The organism is Sphingobacterium prati (genome assembly GCF_013167215.1).
Classification (GTDB): domain Bacteria; phylum Bacteroidota; class Bacteroidia; order Sphingobacteriales; family Sphingobacteriaceae; genus Sphingobacterium; species Sphingobacterium prati.
On sequence record NZ_JABJWY010000034.1, the window covers coordinates 304595 to 321494 of the forward strand.

14 protein-coding genes are annotated in these 16900 nt (G+C 40.4%); 8 read left to right on the forward strand and 6 right to left on the reverse strand.

The window, feature by feature from the left end; all coding sequences use genetic code 11:
- Window positions 1-5 precede the first annotated feature (5 nt).
- The 4 genes from HPC41_RS11520 to HPC41_RS11535 form a co-directional block, all read right to left on the reverse strand.
- Window positions 6-2009 (reverse strand): M13 family metallopeptidase, encoded by a 2004-nt coding sequence (locus HPC41_RS11520; protein ID WP_172394162.1) that lies wholly within the window; start codon window positions 2007-2009, stop codon window positions 6-8.
- A gap of 106 nt (window positions 2010-2115) precedes the next feature.
- Window positions 2116-2325, reverse strand: a complete 210-nt coding sequence (locus HPC41_RS11525) for a hypothetical protein (protein WP_172394163.1) — start codon at window positions 2323-2325, stop codon at window positions 2116-2118.
- A gap of 67 nt (window positions 2326-2392) precedes the next feature.
- Window positions 2393-3337 carry a homoserine O-acetyltransferase MetA gene (metA, locus tag HPC41_RS11530; RefSeq protein ID WP_172394164.1) on the reverse strand — a complete coding sequence of 315 codons (945 nt, stop codon included), beginning with the start codon at window positions 3335-3337 and terminating at the stop codon, window positions 2393-2395.
- A 115-nt stretch (window positions 3338-3452) separates the two neighbouring features.
- Complete coding sequence (locus HPC41_RS11535) at window positions 3453-3989, reverse strand: TlpA family protein disulfide reductase (protein ID WP_172394165.1); 537 nt, start codon at window positions 3987-3989, stop codon at window positions 3453-3455.
- 383 nt (window positions 3990-4372) lie between these two features.
- Here HPC41_RS11535 and acnA point away from each other — a divergent pair, with 383 nt between their 5' ends.
- The 3 genes from acnA (at window position 4373) to HPC41_RS11550 (ending at window position 9521) form a co-directional block, all read left to right on the forward strand.
- Window positions 4373-7141 (forward strand): aconitate hydratase AcnA, encoded by a 2769-nt coding sequence (gene acnA / locus HPC41_RS11540; protein ID WP_172394166.1) that lies wholly within the window; start codon window positions 4373-4375, stop codon window positions 7139-7141.
- 304 nt (window positions 7142-7445) lie between these two features.
- Window positions 7446-8012 (forward strand): pentapeptide repeat-containing protein, encoded by a 567-nt coding sequence (locus HPC41_RS11545; RefSeq protein ID WP_172394167.1) that lies wholly within the window; start codon window positions 7446-7448, stop codon window positions 8010-8012.
- Window positions 8013-8135: 123 nt separating this feature from the next.
- On the forward strand, window positions 8136-9521 hold the full coding sequence (locus tag HPC41_RS11550; protein ID WP_172394168.1) for a WG repeat-containing protein: 1386 nt from the start codon (window positions 8136-8138) through the stop codon (window positions 9519-9521).
- A 65-nt stretch (window positions 9522-9586) separates the two neighbouring features.
- On the opposite strand, the gene HPC41_RS11555 is transcribed toward HPC41_RS11550, so the two are convergent.
- A complete protein-coding gene (locus tag HPC41_RS11555; RefSeq protein ID WP_172394169.1) occupies window positions 9587-10471 on the reverse strand; it encodes a DUF808 domain-containing protein in 885 nt (294 codons plus the stop codon).
- 133 nt (window positions 10472-10604) lie between these two features.
- Here HPC41_RS11555 and HPC41_RS11560 point away from each other — a divergent pair, with 133 nt between their 5' ends.
- From HPC41_RS11560 to HPC41_RS11575, 4 genes are all read left to right on the forward strand, one after another.
- Window positions 10605-11162, forward strand: a complete 558-nt coding sequence (locus HPC41_RS11560) for a DUF4256 domain-containing protein (protein WP_172394170.1) — start codon at window positions 10605-10607, stop codon at window positions 11160-11162.
- A gap of 43 nt (window positions 11163-11205) precedes the next feature.
- Complete coding sequence (locus HPC41_RS11565) at window positions 11206-12066, forward strand: DUF6265 family protein (RefSeq protein ID WP_246250598.1); 861 nt, start codon at window positions 11206-11208, stop codon at window positions 12064-12066.
- 117 nt (window positions 12067-12183) lie between these two features.
- The gene (locus tag HPC41_RS11570) at window positions 12184-12642 is read left to right on the forward strand and encodes a GyrI-like domain-containing protein (protein ID WP_172394171.1); all 459 of its coding nucleotides are present in this window, start codon (window positions 12184-12186) and stop codon (window positions 12640-12642) included.
- Between the two features lie 171 nt (window positions 12643-12813).
- The gene (locus tag HPC41_RS11575; RefSeq protein WP_246250601.1) at window positions 12814-14100 is read left to right on the forward strand and encodes a chloride channel protein; all 1287 of its coding nucleotides are present in this window, start codon (window positions 12814-12816) and stop codon (window positions 14098-14100) included.
- Between the two features lie 159 nt (window positions 14101-14259).
- On the opposite strand, the gene HPC41_RS11580 is transcribed toward HPC41_RS11575, so the two are convergent.
- Window positions 14260-15681, reverse strand: a complete 1422-nt coding sequence (locus HPC41_RS11580; protein ID WP_172394172.1) for an RtcB family protein — start codon at window positions 15679-15681, stop codon at window positions 14260-14262.
- 611 nt (window positions 15682-16292) lie between these two features.
- Between HPC41_RS11580 and HPC41_RS11585 the strand changes: the two genes are divergently transcribed.
- Window positions 16293-16889, forward strand: coding sequence for a hypothetical protein (locus HPC41_RS11585; RefSeq protein WP_172394173.1), 597 nt, complete (start codon window positions 16293-16295; stop codon window positions 16887-16889).
- Window positions 16890-16900 lie beyond the last annotated feature (11 nt).

Below are 16900 nucleotides of genomic sequence, written 5' to 3' on the forward strand. Positions count from 1 at the left end.
ATTTTCTACCAGATTTTAATACGTTTGTCCATAGGAACAAACATATTATCGCCATTTTTCGTTTCCCAGGCATCATGGAACGCATCTAAATTGATAATCGGCGCGAAAGCACGATACTGCGCGGGAGAATGTGGATCTGTTTTCACCTGATTTACTACAAACTCATCCGTTGTTTTCGTTCTCCAAATAGTTGCCCAAGAAAGGAAAAAACGTTGGTTTTGGGTATATCCATCGATCAAACCAGGATTTCCTTTATCTTTTAAATAAAGCTGCAAAGCATCAAAGGCAACAGAAGAACCACCCAAATCACCAATATTTTCGCCTAAAGTAAAACGGCCATTCACAAAAACTCCAGGAACTGGTTCATAAGCTTCAAATTGTTTCACCAGGGCGTCTGCTGCAGCTTCAAATTTAGCCTTGTCACCATCGGTCCACCAGTTATTCAAGTTTCCATTTCCGTCGTACTTGGCTCCTTGGTCGTCGAAACCATGCGATAGCTCATGTCCTATAACGGCACCAATACCGCCAAAATTTACAGCTGCATCCGCTTTGTAATCATAGAATGGAGGTTGAAGGATAGCCGATGGAAATACGATTTCATTAAACAAAGGGCTGTAATAGGCATTGACAGTCTGCGGCGTCATTCCCCATTCGGATTTGTCGACCGGTTTGCCTTGCTTTGCTAAGTTTTCATAAAAAGACCACTTGCTGGATGATAAGACATTGTCGTAAAGCGAAGTACTAACATCAAGTTTGCTATAATCTTTCCATTTATCCGGATAACCGATCTTCACTTTAAACTTCGACAGCTTTTCAAGCGCCTTAACTTTTGTGTCTGCGGACATCCATGTTAAACCATTGATATGTTGCCCAAATGCTTTTACAAGATAACTGACTAACTCTTCCGCATCAGCTTTCGCTTGCGGTGGAAAATTCTCCTTTACATAGAGCTTTCCTAAGAGTTCTCCTGCAATGGAATTCACAAACTCGACTCCCCGTTTATCCAATGCACGTTGCTCTTTCTGCCCTTTCAGCTTACGGCCCCAAAAATCAAAAGATAAATCATTTAATTCCTGTGTTGTATAAGACGCTGCTGTATTTAACACATGAAATGTCAAAATATCCTTAATAACAGGAAGGTTTTCTGGATTGAAGATTTTATCTAAATTTTCATAATATTTTAGCTCTGGAACAATAACAGTATCCGCTTTAAATCCAACATCGCTTAGATATTTAGCAATATCGACATTTTTTACCATCTTTTTCAGATCGGCAACCGCTATAGGATTGTAACGGCCATTAGCATCACGTGACTGCTCAACAGTTTTTAGATTAGCGGCCAGCTCTTTTTCAAAAGCGACAATTTTAGGTCCTTTAAAATCTCTCGTGCGTTGACCTGACTTGGCATAAAGTGCCGAAATATAATTTGAATAATCTTTTAATGTTTCCTCATTTTTTTGATCCTTTACCTGGTAATAGGAACGGCCTAAACCTAGACTTCCACCACCCAAATAAACGGTATTGACAGTAGAATTTTTGAGGTGAGCATAGACATATCCGCCAAAAAATGGATTACCTCCTATGGGTGCAACTTCTACCAGATATTTATAAAGGTCATCAAAATTCCTTATTGCATTGATTTTAGTCAGATATGGCTGAACAGGTTCCAAACCAAGTTTATCGCGTGTCTTCATGTCTACAAAAGACCTGTACAGATCCCCGATCTTCTGGTTATCTGTGCCTTTTGCAAACTGCCCCGACAATGATTCCTGCAAAACTTTCAGCGTGGCAACATCTGTATTCTCACGTAATTCATCAAAAGATCCCCAGCGCGCTTTATCGGATGGTATCTTAACGGTCTTCATCCACTGACCATTTACAAAATTGTAGAAATCATCCTGCGGACGAACGGTTTTATCCATGTAGTCTACATTGATCGCATTATTTTGGGCATAACCGGCCAAAGAACCGCATGCCAGTAAAGCTGCTAACAGTATATTTCTCTTCATATGATATTTTAGTTTGTTATCTATCCACACAAACTTAAGAAAAGTTTTGCTATTGTTCGTAACACAGAACATAGTTTTGCGGACAACTAAAATAATATCTATTACATTATGTCTGCGTCTTGCTTCCCGTTGATTTACGGAGAAGAAGAAAGAAGATAATCAGAAACAGCGCCACACCGCCCAGCCAGATCCATGGATTGGCATACCATAAGGTGCCGTTTGCCTCTCTGAGCTTTTGATTTTCCTCAATTGGCACGTCCGCATATAACGCAACAAAGAAAGAGAGCAGACAAAATAGTACAGACATTCTTTTCATACGACCTACTTTATATAGATAGAATGCTCCGTCGACCTTTTTTGTTTGCTTAGGATAAAATTTGTGTTCAGTCCTTCTGCCTGATTTCTCCCAGGTGAACGACGTCTTTTAAATCAAAAGGGGTCTCTTGGTAGACAAAATAGTTAAGCCAATTATTGAATAATAGGTTCGCATGACTCGTCCATCGTACCAAAGGTTGATTGTCAGGATTGTCATCACGATAATAGTTCGCTGGCATACGTATGGTCAGGCCTTTTTCTAAATCTCTTTTATATTCTTCATCCAATGTAAAAGGTGCGTACTCGGAATGACCGGTCAGATAAAACTCACGTCCGCCACGGGAAGATGCAATTGCAATGCCAGCTTCTGGAGATTCAGAAAGAATTTCTACACCGTTTTTAGCAAGCAAATCTTCTTTCTCAATAGTGGTATGCCGGCTATGCGGAATAAAAAATTCATCGTCAAATCCACGGAATAATGGATGTCTTTTGTCGAGCGCCGTATGTTTGAATACGCCAAAAAGCTTTTCTTCCAAAGGTTTTTTCTCAACCTCATAGAAATGGTATAACGCAGCCTGTGAAGCCCAACAGATATATAAGCTCGACGTTACGTGTGTTCTTGCCCAGTCAAAGATTGTTTGAATTTCATTCCAATAGGTAACCTCCTCAAATCGAACCATCTCCACAGGCGCTCCCGTGATGATCATACCGTCGTAAAAGTTTTCCTTCACTTCACTGAGGCTTTTATAAAACATCTCTAGGTGTTCCTCAGGGGTGTTTTTAGACACATGGGTTTCCAATCGAAGAAACTCCATCTCAACCTGTAAAGGATTATTGGAAAGTAAGCGAATAAAATCGGTCTCTGTAGTAATTTTAAGCGGCATCAGATTAAGAACCAATACACGTAATGGTCTAATATCCTGTTCGTTCGCCCTCAAATCACTCATGACAAAGATATTCTCCTTTTTTAAAAGTTCTATCGCAGGAAGGTTATTAGGAAGTTTGACTGGCATATATAATTTCTCCTTATACAATTAGCATGCAAAATTAGCAAGAAAATGGCAGAATATTAAATGAATCCGCAAATTTAAGTTTGCAACGAATGAGCAGATTCAATTACCTTCCAGTTTATTCTTCACTTAATTGTTTTAAGGCCTTTTTAAACTTCACTGATTCGAAGTTCATTCCACCAACATGCTTATTGACCAATTTGCCCGCTTTATCCAGGATAATGGTGGTCGGTATACTTGTCGTACTCCATTCTTTTGGCAATGCTGAATTCAGTCGATAGACCGGAAGACTATACTTACGCTTTTTTAGAAACTTCGCTGAAGATTTCAGTTTCCCATCAACGTCCACGGACAGAAAAACAATCTGGCTATTTCCCTGAAAATCCTTATACAGCTTGTCCAGAGAAGGCATTTCCGCCAGACAGGGTGAACACCATGTCGCCCAAAGATTGATCAGGACAACCTTACCTTTGAGCTGATTTAACGAAACAACATTTCCTTTGCTGTCTTTAAAGCTAACCTCGTCATTCTTGTTTAACACGACTATCTTTTCCTTCTGTTCTCCGGGATCTGCATAACTGAATGATTTATGGACAAATAGTATAGAAAGCAGTAAGCTAGCGGCAATCAATCTGAATGTATTTTTTATTTCCATCTTGTTTTCTCCAATAAAAGAACATTAACTTAAACGTCTAATCTAGCAAATGATTGTACCTTTCCGTACAAAACAAACTAAAATCAACGTTCTCCAACACATTAATCCAACACCCTCTCCAGTTGATCTCCCACCAATTTTATCGTTCTACGGATATCAACCAGTTTAAAACCAACTGATTAAAAGAATTAAACCTTGAAACCATCAAACATAACAAGCTAATAAACAGAAACTTAATCGAAATAAAACGTAGATGCAATTTATTCCTGATCCGAACGGTTGCTTTTGCAAAGTTCAACAACTGAAAGAAATGATTGGTCTAAAAGTTATTACAAACAAATTTACGATTTACTTATTATATAGTATATAATAAGTAAATCAATATGAGCAAGGAAAAATCAATTCAGGAAATCGAAATCGACGGAAGAACGTATCAGTATAGCTCCCTAAGGGATCTACCAGATGGCAATATTGAGCACCTCCCCTTCAGTATCCGAATTCTTCTGGAAAATGTATTACGTAATCATGATGGATTTAGTATAACGGATGAACACGTCAGCACATTGATCGGCTGGTCGCCCCAACCCGTTGATAAAGATATTCCATTTAAGCCAGCACGCATTCTGATGCAGGATTTTACTGGAGTTCCTGCTGTTGTGGACATGGCTTCCTTAAGGGCTGAATTTATTCGACATGGTAAGGATGGACAGAAAATCAATCCGGCAATTCCGGTTGATCTGGTGATTGACCATTCTGTGCAGGTGGATTATTTCGGAACAGAATATTCCTACGACAAAAATGTCGCATTGGAATACGAGCGCAACCGGGAGCGTTATGAGCTTTTAAAATGGGCGCAAAAAGGTTTAAAAAATTTCACTGTCGTACCGCCGGGAATGGGAATCTGCCATCAGGTAAACTTAGAATATCTTGCCAAGGGAGTTATCGCCCGTGATAATTGGCTTTTTCCGGACACCTTGGTGGGTACCGATTCGCATACGCCGATGGTGAATGGTATCGGCGTTTTAGGCTGGGGCGTTGGTGGCATTGAAGCTGAAGCCGCCATGCTGGGACAACCCATCTTCTTCACCTGTCCGGAAGTAATCGGGCTCAAACTTACAGGCAAAATTCCCGATATCTGCACCGCAACTGATATGGTTCTTTCGATTACAAAAATCTTACGCGATAAAGGTGTTGTCGGAAAATTTGTCGAGGTCTTTGGAGAAGGATTGGATACACTATCAGTGACAGACCGCGCCACCATATCCAATATGTCACCCGAATTTGGCTGTACAGTCACCTATTTCCCAATAGATGACCGTACACTGGAATATATGCACAGTACCAATCGAACTGAACAGGAAATTAAAATTGTTGAACAATACTGTAAGCGCAATTTGCTCTGGCGCACGGGAAAGGAACAGATCTCTTACTCTTCGGTAGTGGAATTTGACCTAAACACACTAGAACCAACGGTCTCAGGCCCCAAGCGCCCACAAGACAAAATTTTGGTCAAGGATCTAAACAATAAGTTTTCACAGCTTTTAGATAGTGAACACCATAGGCAATATATCCCAATACCACAGCGTTCAGAATCAGCTTGGCTGGCAGACGGAGGGTCGGGTACCGAATTTACTTTTGGGAAAGTTCCGGTTGAACATGCTTCTCCTCATGAAGTTATTTCAGCGTCTATACATGCGGTACGCATCAAACACAATCACAAGGAATATATCCTCAGCGACGGCAGTATTGCTATTGCTGCGATAACCAGTTGTACCAACACCTCTAATCCGACTGTGATGATCGGTGCGGGTCTATTGGCCAGAAATGCGATCGAACGCGGTTTGCGCACAAAATCCTGGGTGAAGACCTCACTAGCTCCGGGTTCAAAAGTAGTAACACAATACCTGGAAAGATCAGGTCTGAATGCTGACCTTGATGCACTAAGATTTCACACCGTAGGTTATGGTTGCACTTCCTGTATTGGAAACTCTGGACCACTCCCGCCCCAAATTGCCGAAGCAGTCGAGAAAGGAGAATTGATTGTTGCCTCGGTACTGTCAGGAAATAGAAACTTTGAAGCACGTGTCCATCCGCAGGTAAAAATGAACTTTTTGATGTCCCCAATGCTGGTTGTTGCCTATGCTCTGGTAGGTCGAGTGGATATCAATCTTATGGAAGAACCGTTGGACTATGATCCAAATGGCCAGCCGGTTTTTTTAAAAGATATTTGGCCAAGTCGCGAAGAAATCACCAAAACAGTTAACGAATGCGTCAAACAATCTGATTTTCAGGAAGTATATGACGTTATTTTCGACGGATCTACAGACTGGCAAGATCTGGAAGTCAACCTTGACCAGAATTATCAATGGGACAATAACTCAACCTATATCAAAGAATCCCCATTTTTTGAAAACTTACAGGCAGTTCCACAACCCATCGAGGACATCCAAAATGCCCGAGTATTGCTGTATTTAGGGGACTCTGTTACAACCGACCATATATCGCCGGCAGGTTCTTTTAAGGAAGATACCGCAGCCGGAAAATACCTAAAAGCCCATCAGGTAAATAGAGAAGATTTCAACTCTTATGGTTCTAGACGTGGTAATCATGAAGTGATGATGCGTGGAACCTTTGCCAACGTGCGCATTAAAAACAAAATTACCGATCAGGAAGGCGGTTTCAGCCGGTATTTCCCAACAAATGAAGTAAAAACAGTCTATGATACAGCAATGGAATATCGAAAAACCAATACGTCGCTGATCGTTTTGGCTGGAAAAGAATACGGTTCAGGATCTTCCCGGGATTGGGCAGCCAAAGGCACTTTTCTCCTTGGTGTACGGGCGGTGATTGCCGAAAGCTTTGAACGTATACATCGAAGCAATCTCGTGGGTATGGGAGTCGCACCGCTTGTCTTTATCAATGGAGAGAATGCCGAAAAGCTGGGACTTGACGGCACTGAAACCTATTCCATCACTGTCTTGGCGAATGAGCTAACACCGCATAAACTTTTAGATGTAAAAGCTATCCACGAAAATGGGAAAACAATCATGTTTCAGGTCAGAGCAAGACTGGATTCGGCTATCGAAATCGAATACTTTAAAAATGACGGTATTTTACAGTATGTATTAAGGCAATATTTAAAAAACAATTAATTTAATGCCTTATTAATCAACACCAAATTTGCAAATAAAAGGGGGCACGATATATCGCGCCCCTTTCACAACCTATATAAAAACCTACCAGAGTTCTATTTAGACAATATTTCCGGCCAATACACAAGGACTTTTGGAGACTTGCCAAAGTTACATACGATAAAAAGAGATTTTTCTCCCTGAAGTCAGCCATTTTTGGTTGTAGGGCAAAGTAAGGGATTAAATCAGCTATCCTTCCATTATCAATGATAAAAATGTATTTTCGTCTGCAATCAATCCCGATATTTACGTAGACAGACAAATCATGGATGAACTGGTAGAGCAGACTATTTCGAATGTAAGCTTCAACAAAGAATTACAGCAAATTACAGAATTTTATAAATGTACATTTGAGTATTGCGATTTCCAAAACGCCGCAATGGTTGATCTGATATTTACAAATTGTGAATTTAAATCCTGTAATTTATCCAATATAAAATTAAAAGGAACACAATTGGATCATATCATTTTTCAGGACTGCAAGATGTTAGGTATCCAGTTCAACGAATGTAGTTCATTCTCCTTTCATATCGAAATGAAGAATACTGCACTGGATTATGCTTCTTTTTTTGAACGTAATATGAAGAAATTCAAATTTGAAAAGTGTTCACTGCAACATGTTGATTTTGAAAAAGCCAACCTCCAACAGGCCATCTTCAAAGATTGTAACTTCCTGAACGCACGGTTTGAACAATGCAATCTGGAAGGCTGTGACTTTCGGACTTCGGTTCATATCCAAATGGATCCCGAAGCCAATCGGATGAAAAAGAGTAAATTCGAACCAGAGCAACTACCGGGCCTGTTAGCCAAATATCAATTGCTGATCGACTGATATGAATGTACGATATCGCAGACTGAAGAAGGTTTTAAACTATAATCTGCTAAATAACGGATTTCAGGGATAAAAGCACCTCTGATAAATCAGCATATTTGCCTATCAAATTATAATAGATAGATGAAAAAAACATTCTTATCATTCGCAGTTCTGATGACTGCCAGCACGGTATCTTTCGCACAGATCAATAAAGCATTTAAAATCAATTACGCCATTGTATTTACGAACATCGACAGCAATACAGCGCAGGAAGCTCCGGTCTCTTTATATGAAGCCTATGTCAATAATGACAAGATAAAAGTGGTATCCACAGCTGATGGACAGGAATCTATTTTTCTTGCCAAAAAGAATGAAGATAAATCAACAATCCTCTATCCATCGCTATCAAAATATACAGTACATGATGAGGAGGCAACATCCTTTTCTATCAAATCGGTTCCCGGTCAAACTAAGAATATTGCCGGTTACCTTTGCAAGCTGGCACAGATCGAGCTTCCCAATATGGAAGATATCGAAGGTAATACTACCCTATCCATCTGGTATAGCGAAAAGCTTCCTGTTATCTATTGGGAAGGCTTTGATATTTTCAAAAAGATTCCGGGCGGTGTTCTGCAGGTAACTACACCTCTTGGGGTGGATATTGTAGCGCAAAACGTTGCGGACAGTCAATTAAATGATAATGATTTTATTGTTCCTGAGGACTATGATCAGGTAGAATCTATCTACGACGAAGAACAGGAAGGCGAAGAAAATAATCAAATGGCGGAAAATCTATACTTATTTGAAGATAGCATTTCCGGTCTTATGGGACTGCAGGATGATGCACAACAAATTGTCGTTCCAGCCCAATATCACTACATTACACCGTTTGTCGGTGAAATAAGTGTTGTCCAGTATAAAAACGAAAAATATGGTGCGATCAATCTCACGGGTAAAACGATGATCCCTTTTCAATACGATTATTTAAGCTATGACGATCATTCGGAGCAATTTCTTTTTGGAACAAATGAAAAATATGGCATATTGGACAAAACAGGTAAGGTACTTATTCCTGCCAATTATGATATGATTTCATTTATCAATGGTGGTTATGCTGTTTTTCAGGAAGATGAAAAATATGGCATCTTAAATCAGGCCGGAAAGATCGTTGTACCAGCAAGCTATAGTTTCATCTCCGAGAATAATGGTACACACTTCATTTCTGTCGAAAATGATAAATACTTTCTGGTCGATATAAAAACAAACAAAAGCATAACTCTAGCCTATGATTTTATATCAATAACCGAAGAGCCGAATCTTTTCCTTTCGAGCAAAGATGGCAAATACGGCTATTTAAACGGTCTGGGAAAAATTGCCATTCCATTTATCTATAGTGGGGCAACATCTTTTAGCGATGGTTTGGCTTCGGTCACAAAAGAAGGATCAGATGATGTGATCTTAATCAATACAAAAGGCGAACAGGTCGAATTGGATGCTGCAGTGGAAGCCGTCGCGGAAGAAATCTAATTCGCAAACATTTTTGCGAAAAATAAGGGCTAGTATATGAATCCTAGCCCTTATTTTTTTGGTAATTATGTCGTGCTTGCAATCTTCTTTTTGCCAAAAATTTTCTTACCAACCGTGAAAAGTAGCACTGCAATAATGCCGCCCCCAAGTCCAAACAAAAGTTCTTTGACTATCCCCGGAAAATCAGGCAGGGCATGATGAAGGAAATCGATATAATGGGTAAAAATACCTCCCGAAACCAAAATTAAGGCGATGGTGCCCACAACCGCCAACAATTTGATAATAAAGGGAAGGGCTAGCACCAGTAATTTGCCTAAGCTGGCCAATGGTCCTTTTTCATTCGCGCTTTTGATCAACTTATATCCCGCATCATCCATTCGAACAATTAATGCAACGATACCATACACACCCACGGTAGCAAGAAGTGCAACGACACAAACGGTAATAATCTGCAAAGTCAGACTTTTATCCAAAACTGTTCCCAAGGCGATGATAACAATCTCCACAGAAAGGATAAAATCTGTTGTGATCGCCGCCTTGATTTTGGATTTTTCAGCTTCCATATCATTCTCCTCGATAACTTCTTCGGTCTTTGTTTCGCCTTCATGATGCTTCCGATGAAATAAGTATTCAATAATCTTTTCAACCCCTTCAAAGGCCAGATAGAATCCGCCCAAAATCAAAATGTATTTGATAGCGATCGGAAAAAAGACATTCAACAACAAAGCTATGGGTACGATAATCAGTTTATTAATGAGTGAACCTTTGGTAATCGCCCAGAGGACAGGTAATTCTCTAGATGCCAAAAAGCCGGTCGCCTTTTCCGCATTCACGGCCAGATCATCCCCCAAGATTCCCGCTGTTTTTTTTGTCGCTATCTTGCTAGCAACCGCAACATCATCCATTAAAGCTGCAATATCGTCTAAGATTGCAAATATTCCTGAAGCCATATTTATTTAAAATTTGAACGTAAAAATATAAATTTAATTCAATTCGCAACTAAGTAATTTAACGGGATTGCCTTAATCTTCTATAAACAGATCTATTTTAATTGTGTATTTTTAGATACAAATTATACCAAATATGATAAAATCACTTTCAGCGACGGAGCAAACAGCATTATTAAAAGTGCTTAAGGCCAGATTTGAGACTAATATGAAAAGGCACCGAGAGCTCGTTTGGGAGCCGATACAGCAAAAAATCGAAGAAAACCCGGCCAAGGCCTGGAGTTTACAGCGAATGGAGCAGAGTGCAGGCGAACCCGATGTGATCGGTCTTGATCCAGCCAGCGGGGCTTATTTGTTTGTCGATTGCGCTGCTGAAAGCCCAAAAGGAAGAAGGGCTTTATGCTTTGATCAAGCCGCGCTCGATTCCCGAAAAGAAAATAAACCTGCAGACAGCGCAGTAGAGATGGCCAAACAAATGGGTGTCGAACTACTGACGGAAGCACAATATCGACAGCTGCAAACTTTGGGTGAATTTGATCTGAAAACATCAAGTTGGATACAGACACCTGCTAACATCCGTCAGCTTGGAGGTGCCTTATTTTGTGACCGTCGCTATAATCATGTTTTCACCTACCACAATGGCGCGATCTCCTATTATGCCGCACGTGGATTTAGAGCTGTACTACACCTTTAAATAACACTAATGTACAACCTGTTTAACATAATTTACGCTAGAAATGAAAAAATCAATAATCGTATGCCTTAGTCTTTTCTGTATCTTTTTGTCCAGGTCAGTATCCGCACAAAGCCCCTTCCCCACCTTTCTCCAAGGCACTTGGAAAGTAGTGAATAAAGACAGTTACGAACACTGGAACCGGGTCAGTGACAGCGAATTAAAGGGCATGTCCTATGCGATAAAAAATGGTCAGAAAATAATCAGTGAGTACTTGAAAATTAGAAAACTGGGCAATAAAGTCATCTATTCGGCACTAGTGATCGGTCAAAACAACGGAAAAGAAATAGATTTCGAATTAAGCTATAAGGACAGCACATATTCGTTTAGTAATGTTGCCCACGATTTCCCCAAGCACATACGCTATACCAGACTTGAAGGCGATCGTCTGCACATTTCAGTTGAAGGAAAATCCGGAGAAGGACACACTTTTGATGTCCATAAAGTAATAAATGAGTTACCTGGCGAAAACCCAAATTATGACGGGAGCTTAGCAAACAAACTTGGCGCAGACGACTATGGCATGAAAAGCTATATCTTCGTTTTATTAAAAACCGGCCAGAATAATACTAAGGATAAACAACTTATTAACGAAAGTTTTAAAGGGCATATGGAAAATATCGGCCGTTTGGTAAAGAACGGCCAGTTGATCGTGGCAGGTCCATTTGGCAAAAATGACAGCAGTCTTCGGGGGCTATTTATTCTGAATAATATCGCTACAATTGAACAGGCAAAGGAGCTTCTACAAACAGATCCCACGATCAAAAATGGACTTCTGGAACCAATGTACTATACTTGGTATGGATCGGCAGCACTGGCTGAGTACCTCCCTTTTTCGGAAAAAATATGGAAAAAAGCACATTGATGTTATACAGCGAATAAATGTTTACTGTGGCAGGAATCGTATTTTTCTATTTCAGTCATTCCTCATGACAGACAGTTGTCAGTTGGCGATTCTATTTTTGGAGAAAATATAAAACATATGAAAAATAGATCTATCCCTTCTTTTAATATCATTGGAATTGCAATACGCACAAGCAATCAGAAAAGTCAGGCGGCCAAAGATATTCCAGCTCTTTGGAGACGATTTTTCGAAAATGATATTATGAACCGTATTCCAAATAAAGTTTCCAATGAGCTTTATTGTGTTTATACTGAGTATGAAGAGGATCATACGCAACCGTACACCACGTTATTAGGCTGTAAAGTCGCCCATCTCGATGATGTACCGGAAGACATGGACGGTATACGTATCGAAGAAAATGTCTATCATCATATTGAAGCCGAGGGAAATCTGGCAGCGGGGATCGTTTACGACACTTGGCTGAACATCTGGGAATCGGATCTCCCGCGCGCATTTTCAGCAGATTTTGAAGTTTACGGAGAAAAAGCGCAAAACCCCGAGCAGGCTAAAGTTGATATTTTCATCGCTCTCCAATAAGCATAGATACGCTAATAATATCTGTCAGGGGAATAACAGCTAAGTCTGCTATACCCCTGGCAACATATACCGGCTCCGCCAGTTAATGTAACAATAGGTATGTCGGATTAGACTTGCTTTTATTTTAGCCAAAATATCTTTTACCTTTGTGCCGATTTAAAACAAAATAATATGCCGGGCACCATGACACATCGAAAGAAAATTGTTCGATATAGCTACCTTAAATTAATTGCAAGTTCAGTTTTTGTCAGCTTCATCTGCTGTCTGTTGGCTTATAGTCTCAAACACATCACGGGATATATCCAGGAAAAAATAGCCGAAAGCGTTTTGGAATGGGATCCGAAATTATTTATCATATTACCAAGCCTTGGTATCACCGCGATATACTTCCTCCGGAAATATGCTTTTCGCAACAGAAAAAACAAAGGGATCAAAGAGATTTACACGACACTCGAGACACGGAAAGATCATTTACCTTTTTTTAAAATACCATCCCATTATATTAATGGTTTTTTGACTGTTATTTTTGGGGGTTCAACAGGAATTGAAGTCTCCACTGTGGTAGCAACAGCTACTGTCGGCAATCAAGCTTATAAACACCTTCACCCTGCTTGGGCTTACAAGACAGAATTGATCTGCGCGGGCGTTATCGCTGGAGTAACCTTATTGTTTGGCAGCGCATTGGGCGGCCTATTATTCGCCTTTGAAGTTATCGCTAGAAAATATAACAAAACATTGGCGATAAGCGGTATCAGTTCGATGCTTGTCGCTTCATTGTTCGTTCATTATACAGATGCAGCCCCATTGTTTAACTACACAGCAAAGCAATGGCAATGGCAAGCAGTCCCTTTTATTATCATTCTATCGTTAACAGCCGGTTTGTTGGCGCTTTATTTCACTAAAATTGTGATCTATGCCAAGTCGTTATTTGCTGGAATAAAGAATAACTTTATTCGAGTCAATTTGGGAGCCATCTCCGTGGGTGCTCTAATTTTTTTCTTACCTGTGCTCTATGGTGACAGTTATCATGGTCTTGGGGAAATCCTGGAAAACAGTTTACATGGATCGATGAATTTGCTATACTTTCTTCCATTGCTTTTATTAGTGCTGTTAAAACCATTGGCAGCAGCGCTAACCTTGGGGGCAGGCGGCGATGGTGGCGTTTTCGCTCCAAGTATCGTTACAGGAGCACTCCTTGGAGTATTGTTTGCTCAATTTTGCAATCATTATCTCGGTACACATCTTATTGTCATCAACTTCGCCTTATTCGGCGCAGCAGCCATGCTTTCGGCGGCTATCCATGCTCCGTTTACAGCGATTTTTATTGTTGCAAGTATCGTTCCTTCAGGCTATATACTGTTTGCTCCATTGTTGATAGCCAGCCTTGTCGCTAAACTGCTTGCCAAAAAGATCTACCCTTATAATGTATATACGTATAAAGAGGTTGCCCATAGTTAATAGCTTAATTGCTTCTCTACGGAGCATCAAAACAGGGCGATTCATAAGCTCAATTTAACAGACCAAAATGTATTGGTAAATGCACGGGGTCGCACAATGTACACAAACCATAAAAAGCAGTTCCATTCATTAATGAAACTGCTTTTTAGTAAATCCATGTCAGTCTTCACGGCTACCATCATCCGCCATTCGAACAATCTTAGGCGAGAACTTCGCTACAATATTGACCAATTCCTCTTGGGATGCCATGACAGTATGGATGTCTTTGTATGCCATCGGCGCTTCATCCATTCCCGCTCCCAATAAGGTAATCCCCTGATCAGTCAGCATATTTTTCAGGTCAACGGACGAAAGCGTTTTGATCGCCTGCGTACGGCTCATCAAACGCCCCGCGCCATGGGAAGCAGATTGGATCGCCGCCATCTCACCCTTTCCGCGAACCAAAAACCCCGGAGTCGCCATGGAACCGGGAATAATTCCCATGACACCCTTTGCCGCGGGAGTAGCGCCTTTTCGATGTACCACAACCTCTTGGTCATTCCAGCGTTCTTTCCAAGCAAAATTATGGTGGTTTTCAATTTTCGCCAGCAGTTCAGCACCCAATGCAGTTTTTATCTTTTCATGGATAACTTCGTGACAGGCAGAAGCATAATCACCGGCCAGATTCATCGCCAACCAATACTCCTGGCCTTCCGCTGTATTTAAGTCCAGATAAGCTAGATGCTGGGCTTGATAAGGCAGCTTACATAAAGACTTGGCCAATTTGGTATAGTGCGCAGCCACGGTGGCTCCCAATCCTCGGGATCCAGAATGTGTCAGTAAACCCAGGTAGACTCCTTTCTCAATATCCAATACTTCATCCTTTTGATTAAATTCCACCATTCCAAATTCCACAAAGTGGTTACCCCCTCCTGAAGAACCTAACTGCGTCCATGCTTTATCTTTTAACGATGCAAGCAGGTTATTCTCCGAAAACAAGGTGTTTTCCAACACTGCATGCTCCACGCGTTCGTGCTTCAGATACCCATTACCGGCGCCAAATCGCGTATGTTTCAGGATAATTTGCTTTAATGTATCGGTATGAGTGCCCAAAAGGGATGCCGGCAAATCAAATATGGACAAAGCCATTCGACAACCAATATCAACCCCTACACCATACGGAATCACCGCATTATTGGTGGCCAATACACCGCCGATCGGTAGGCCATAACCTTGATGGGCGTCCGGCATTAATGCACCAGCAATGGTAACAGGAAGCTTCATCGCCACTTTCATCTGTTCTTTGGCTCCCGCTTCAATTTCAGACTCTCCATAGATAGTGTACTTCAAAGGATTCTCATTTAGAGCAATCAGGGAGGCATCAATAACGTCCTGACCTAATATGGCATGGGCCAATGTACCGAACACCGTATCTTCCACATATGCAGATGGATTTTCCAGCACAGTCTTAAATTTGTCCAACATTTCTGTCTTTGTCAAACCATGTCGCTTGCTGTTGATCTTCAACGCAGCACCCAACGTATGATTTTCTTTATATCCCAATGCAATCAGGTCATTACCGTTGATTCTTTTATTTTCCATTTTTTATTTTTTTGTTATTGAGGGGAATCAATCGGATTCCAAGCAGGTGGCAATAACCTCTTTACAATTGCCACCTGCACCTCTTTTTCCTAATTTTATTTACTTTCCATGCTCGTTATTTGACAAACAATCGCTTTAACTGACCTTTTAAAGAAGGTTAACTTTTGAATCCAGAACCTAAATTCTGTGCAATACCCTTATGCTATTCCGTCCGAAAATGGAAGTGGGCCTCGAACCCACACGATACAAACAAATGCCATGCTCTACCCTTGAGCTACCCCTTTCGGGGGAAGGATTCGAACCTTCATCGCTGACATGACAAAGATCGCATTACTAAAGCGCAAGAGATCTGCGCAGTATTATTAAACTACGAAAAAACAATAAACAAAACCACAATCGAATGATAATGAGTTATAAAAATTTTAAAACAAGACTACATAAGAGAAAAACAAGTTGTAATGCGCAATTAGAATGCGTAGACAAGAAGAAACCAAAGCGTAATTTGAGCATGACGGTTTTCAATAACGATAAATATCACTGAAATCCATGATAACAACTTCTGATATATATACTAATTTTACATCGGCATAAACAATATAAATTCATCCTAAATGAGTGTAAAAATATTTTCGGTTATATTGGCTATATCGCTCGTCAACACAGGCTGTATGAGTTCGGACAAGACAAATAATCCGACGAGGGAAATGCGTAAAAACGAAACCACGGTACTGCTATCGGACAGCACAAAAAACAATGATCAGGTCGCGTCAAAAGCAGCTTCAGATCCGGCCAAAGAGTTGCTGGAAACCATTTTTCACTGCGAAGGCGGAAAACCCGGGAAGTATTGCTATTATTTAGATAAGGAAGAGACCATCTGTACGGCACGTTTTATGGAATTCCTACACGATGCCAATGAAATCTATGGTCCTTCTAACCTGACAGATGCTGAATTACCCATAACAGAAGCACGATACAAAACCAAATGGGAAAAGATTTATCCCCTTTATACACAAGAAATGTGGTTATTTGGCCGAGGCAATGATGATGCCTTAAGAATCAATACCCTCCTTATCGAAAAGTTAGGCACAAATAAATACAGCGTATTTATAGATTATGGTGATGATATTAAGACGCAAAACGAAGTACAGCTGGTTGTCGAAAAGAATAACTATAAAATTGATTATTGCAAGACAACTTTTGTACAATAATAGCATTAAAA

Bases quoted from the DNA above. Each gene is read 5' to 3' on its own strand.
- HPC41_RS11520 (WP_172394162.1), bottom strand. From the start codon at position 2,009: ATGAAGAGAAATATACTGTTAGCAGCTTTACTGGCATGCGGTTCTTTG.
- HPC41_RS11525 (WP_172394163.1), bottom strand. From the start codon at position 2,325: ATGAAAAGAATGTCTGTACTATTTTGTCTGCTCTCTTTCTTTGTTGCG.
- metA (WP_172394164.1), bottom strand. From the start codon at position 3,337: ATGCCAGTCAAACTTCCTAATAACCTTCCTGCGATAGAACTTTTAAAA.
- HPC41_RS11535 (WP_172394165.1), bottom strand. From the start codon at position 3,989: ATGGAAATAAAAAATACATTCAGATTGATTGCCGCTAGCTTACTGCTT.
- acnA (WP_172394166.1), top strand. From the start codon at position 4,373: ATGAGCAAGGAAAAATCAATTCAGGAAATCGAAATCGACGGAAGAACG.
- HPC41_RS11545 (WP_172394167.1), top strand. From the start codon at position 7,446: ATGGATGAACTGGTAGAGCAGACTATTTCGAATGTAAGCTTCAACAAA.
- HPC41_RS11550 (WP_172394168.1), top strand. From the start codon at position 8,136: ATGAAAAAAACATTCTTATCATTCGCAGTTCTGATGACTGCCAGCACG.
- HPC41_RS11555 (WP_172394169.1), bottom strand. From the start codon at position 10,471: ATGGCTTCAGGAATATTTGCAATCTTAGACGATATTGCAGCTTTAATG.
- HPC41_RS11560 (WP_172394170.1), top strand. From the start codon at position 10,605: ATGATAAAATCACTTTCAGCGACGGAGCAAACAGCATTATTAAAAGTG.
- HPC41_RS11565 (WP_246250598.1), top strand. From the start codon at position 11,206: ATGAAAAAATCAATAATCGTATGCCTTAGTCTTTTCTGTATCTTTTTG.
- HPC41_RS11570 (WP_172394171.1), top strand. From the start codon at position 12,184: ATGAAAAATAGATCTATCCCTTCTTTTAATATCATTGGAATTGCAATA.
- HPC41_RS11575 (WP_246250601.1), top strand. From the start codon at position 12,814: ATGCCGGGCACCATGACACATCGAAAGAAAATTGTTCGATATAGCTAC.
- HPC41_RS11580 (WP_172394172.1), bottom strand. From the start codon at position 15,681: ATGGAAAATAAAAGAATCAACGGTAATGACCTGATTGCATTGGGATAT.
- HPC41_RS11585 (WP_172394173.1), top strand. From the start codon at position 16,293: ATGAGTGTAAAAATATTTTCGGTTATATTGGCTATATCGCTCGTCAAC.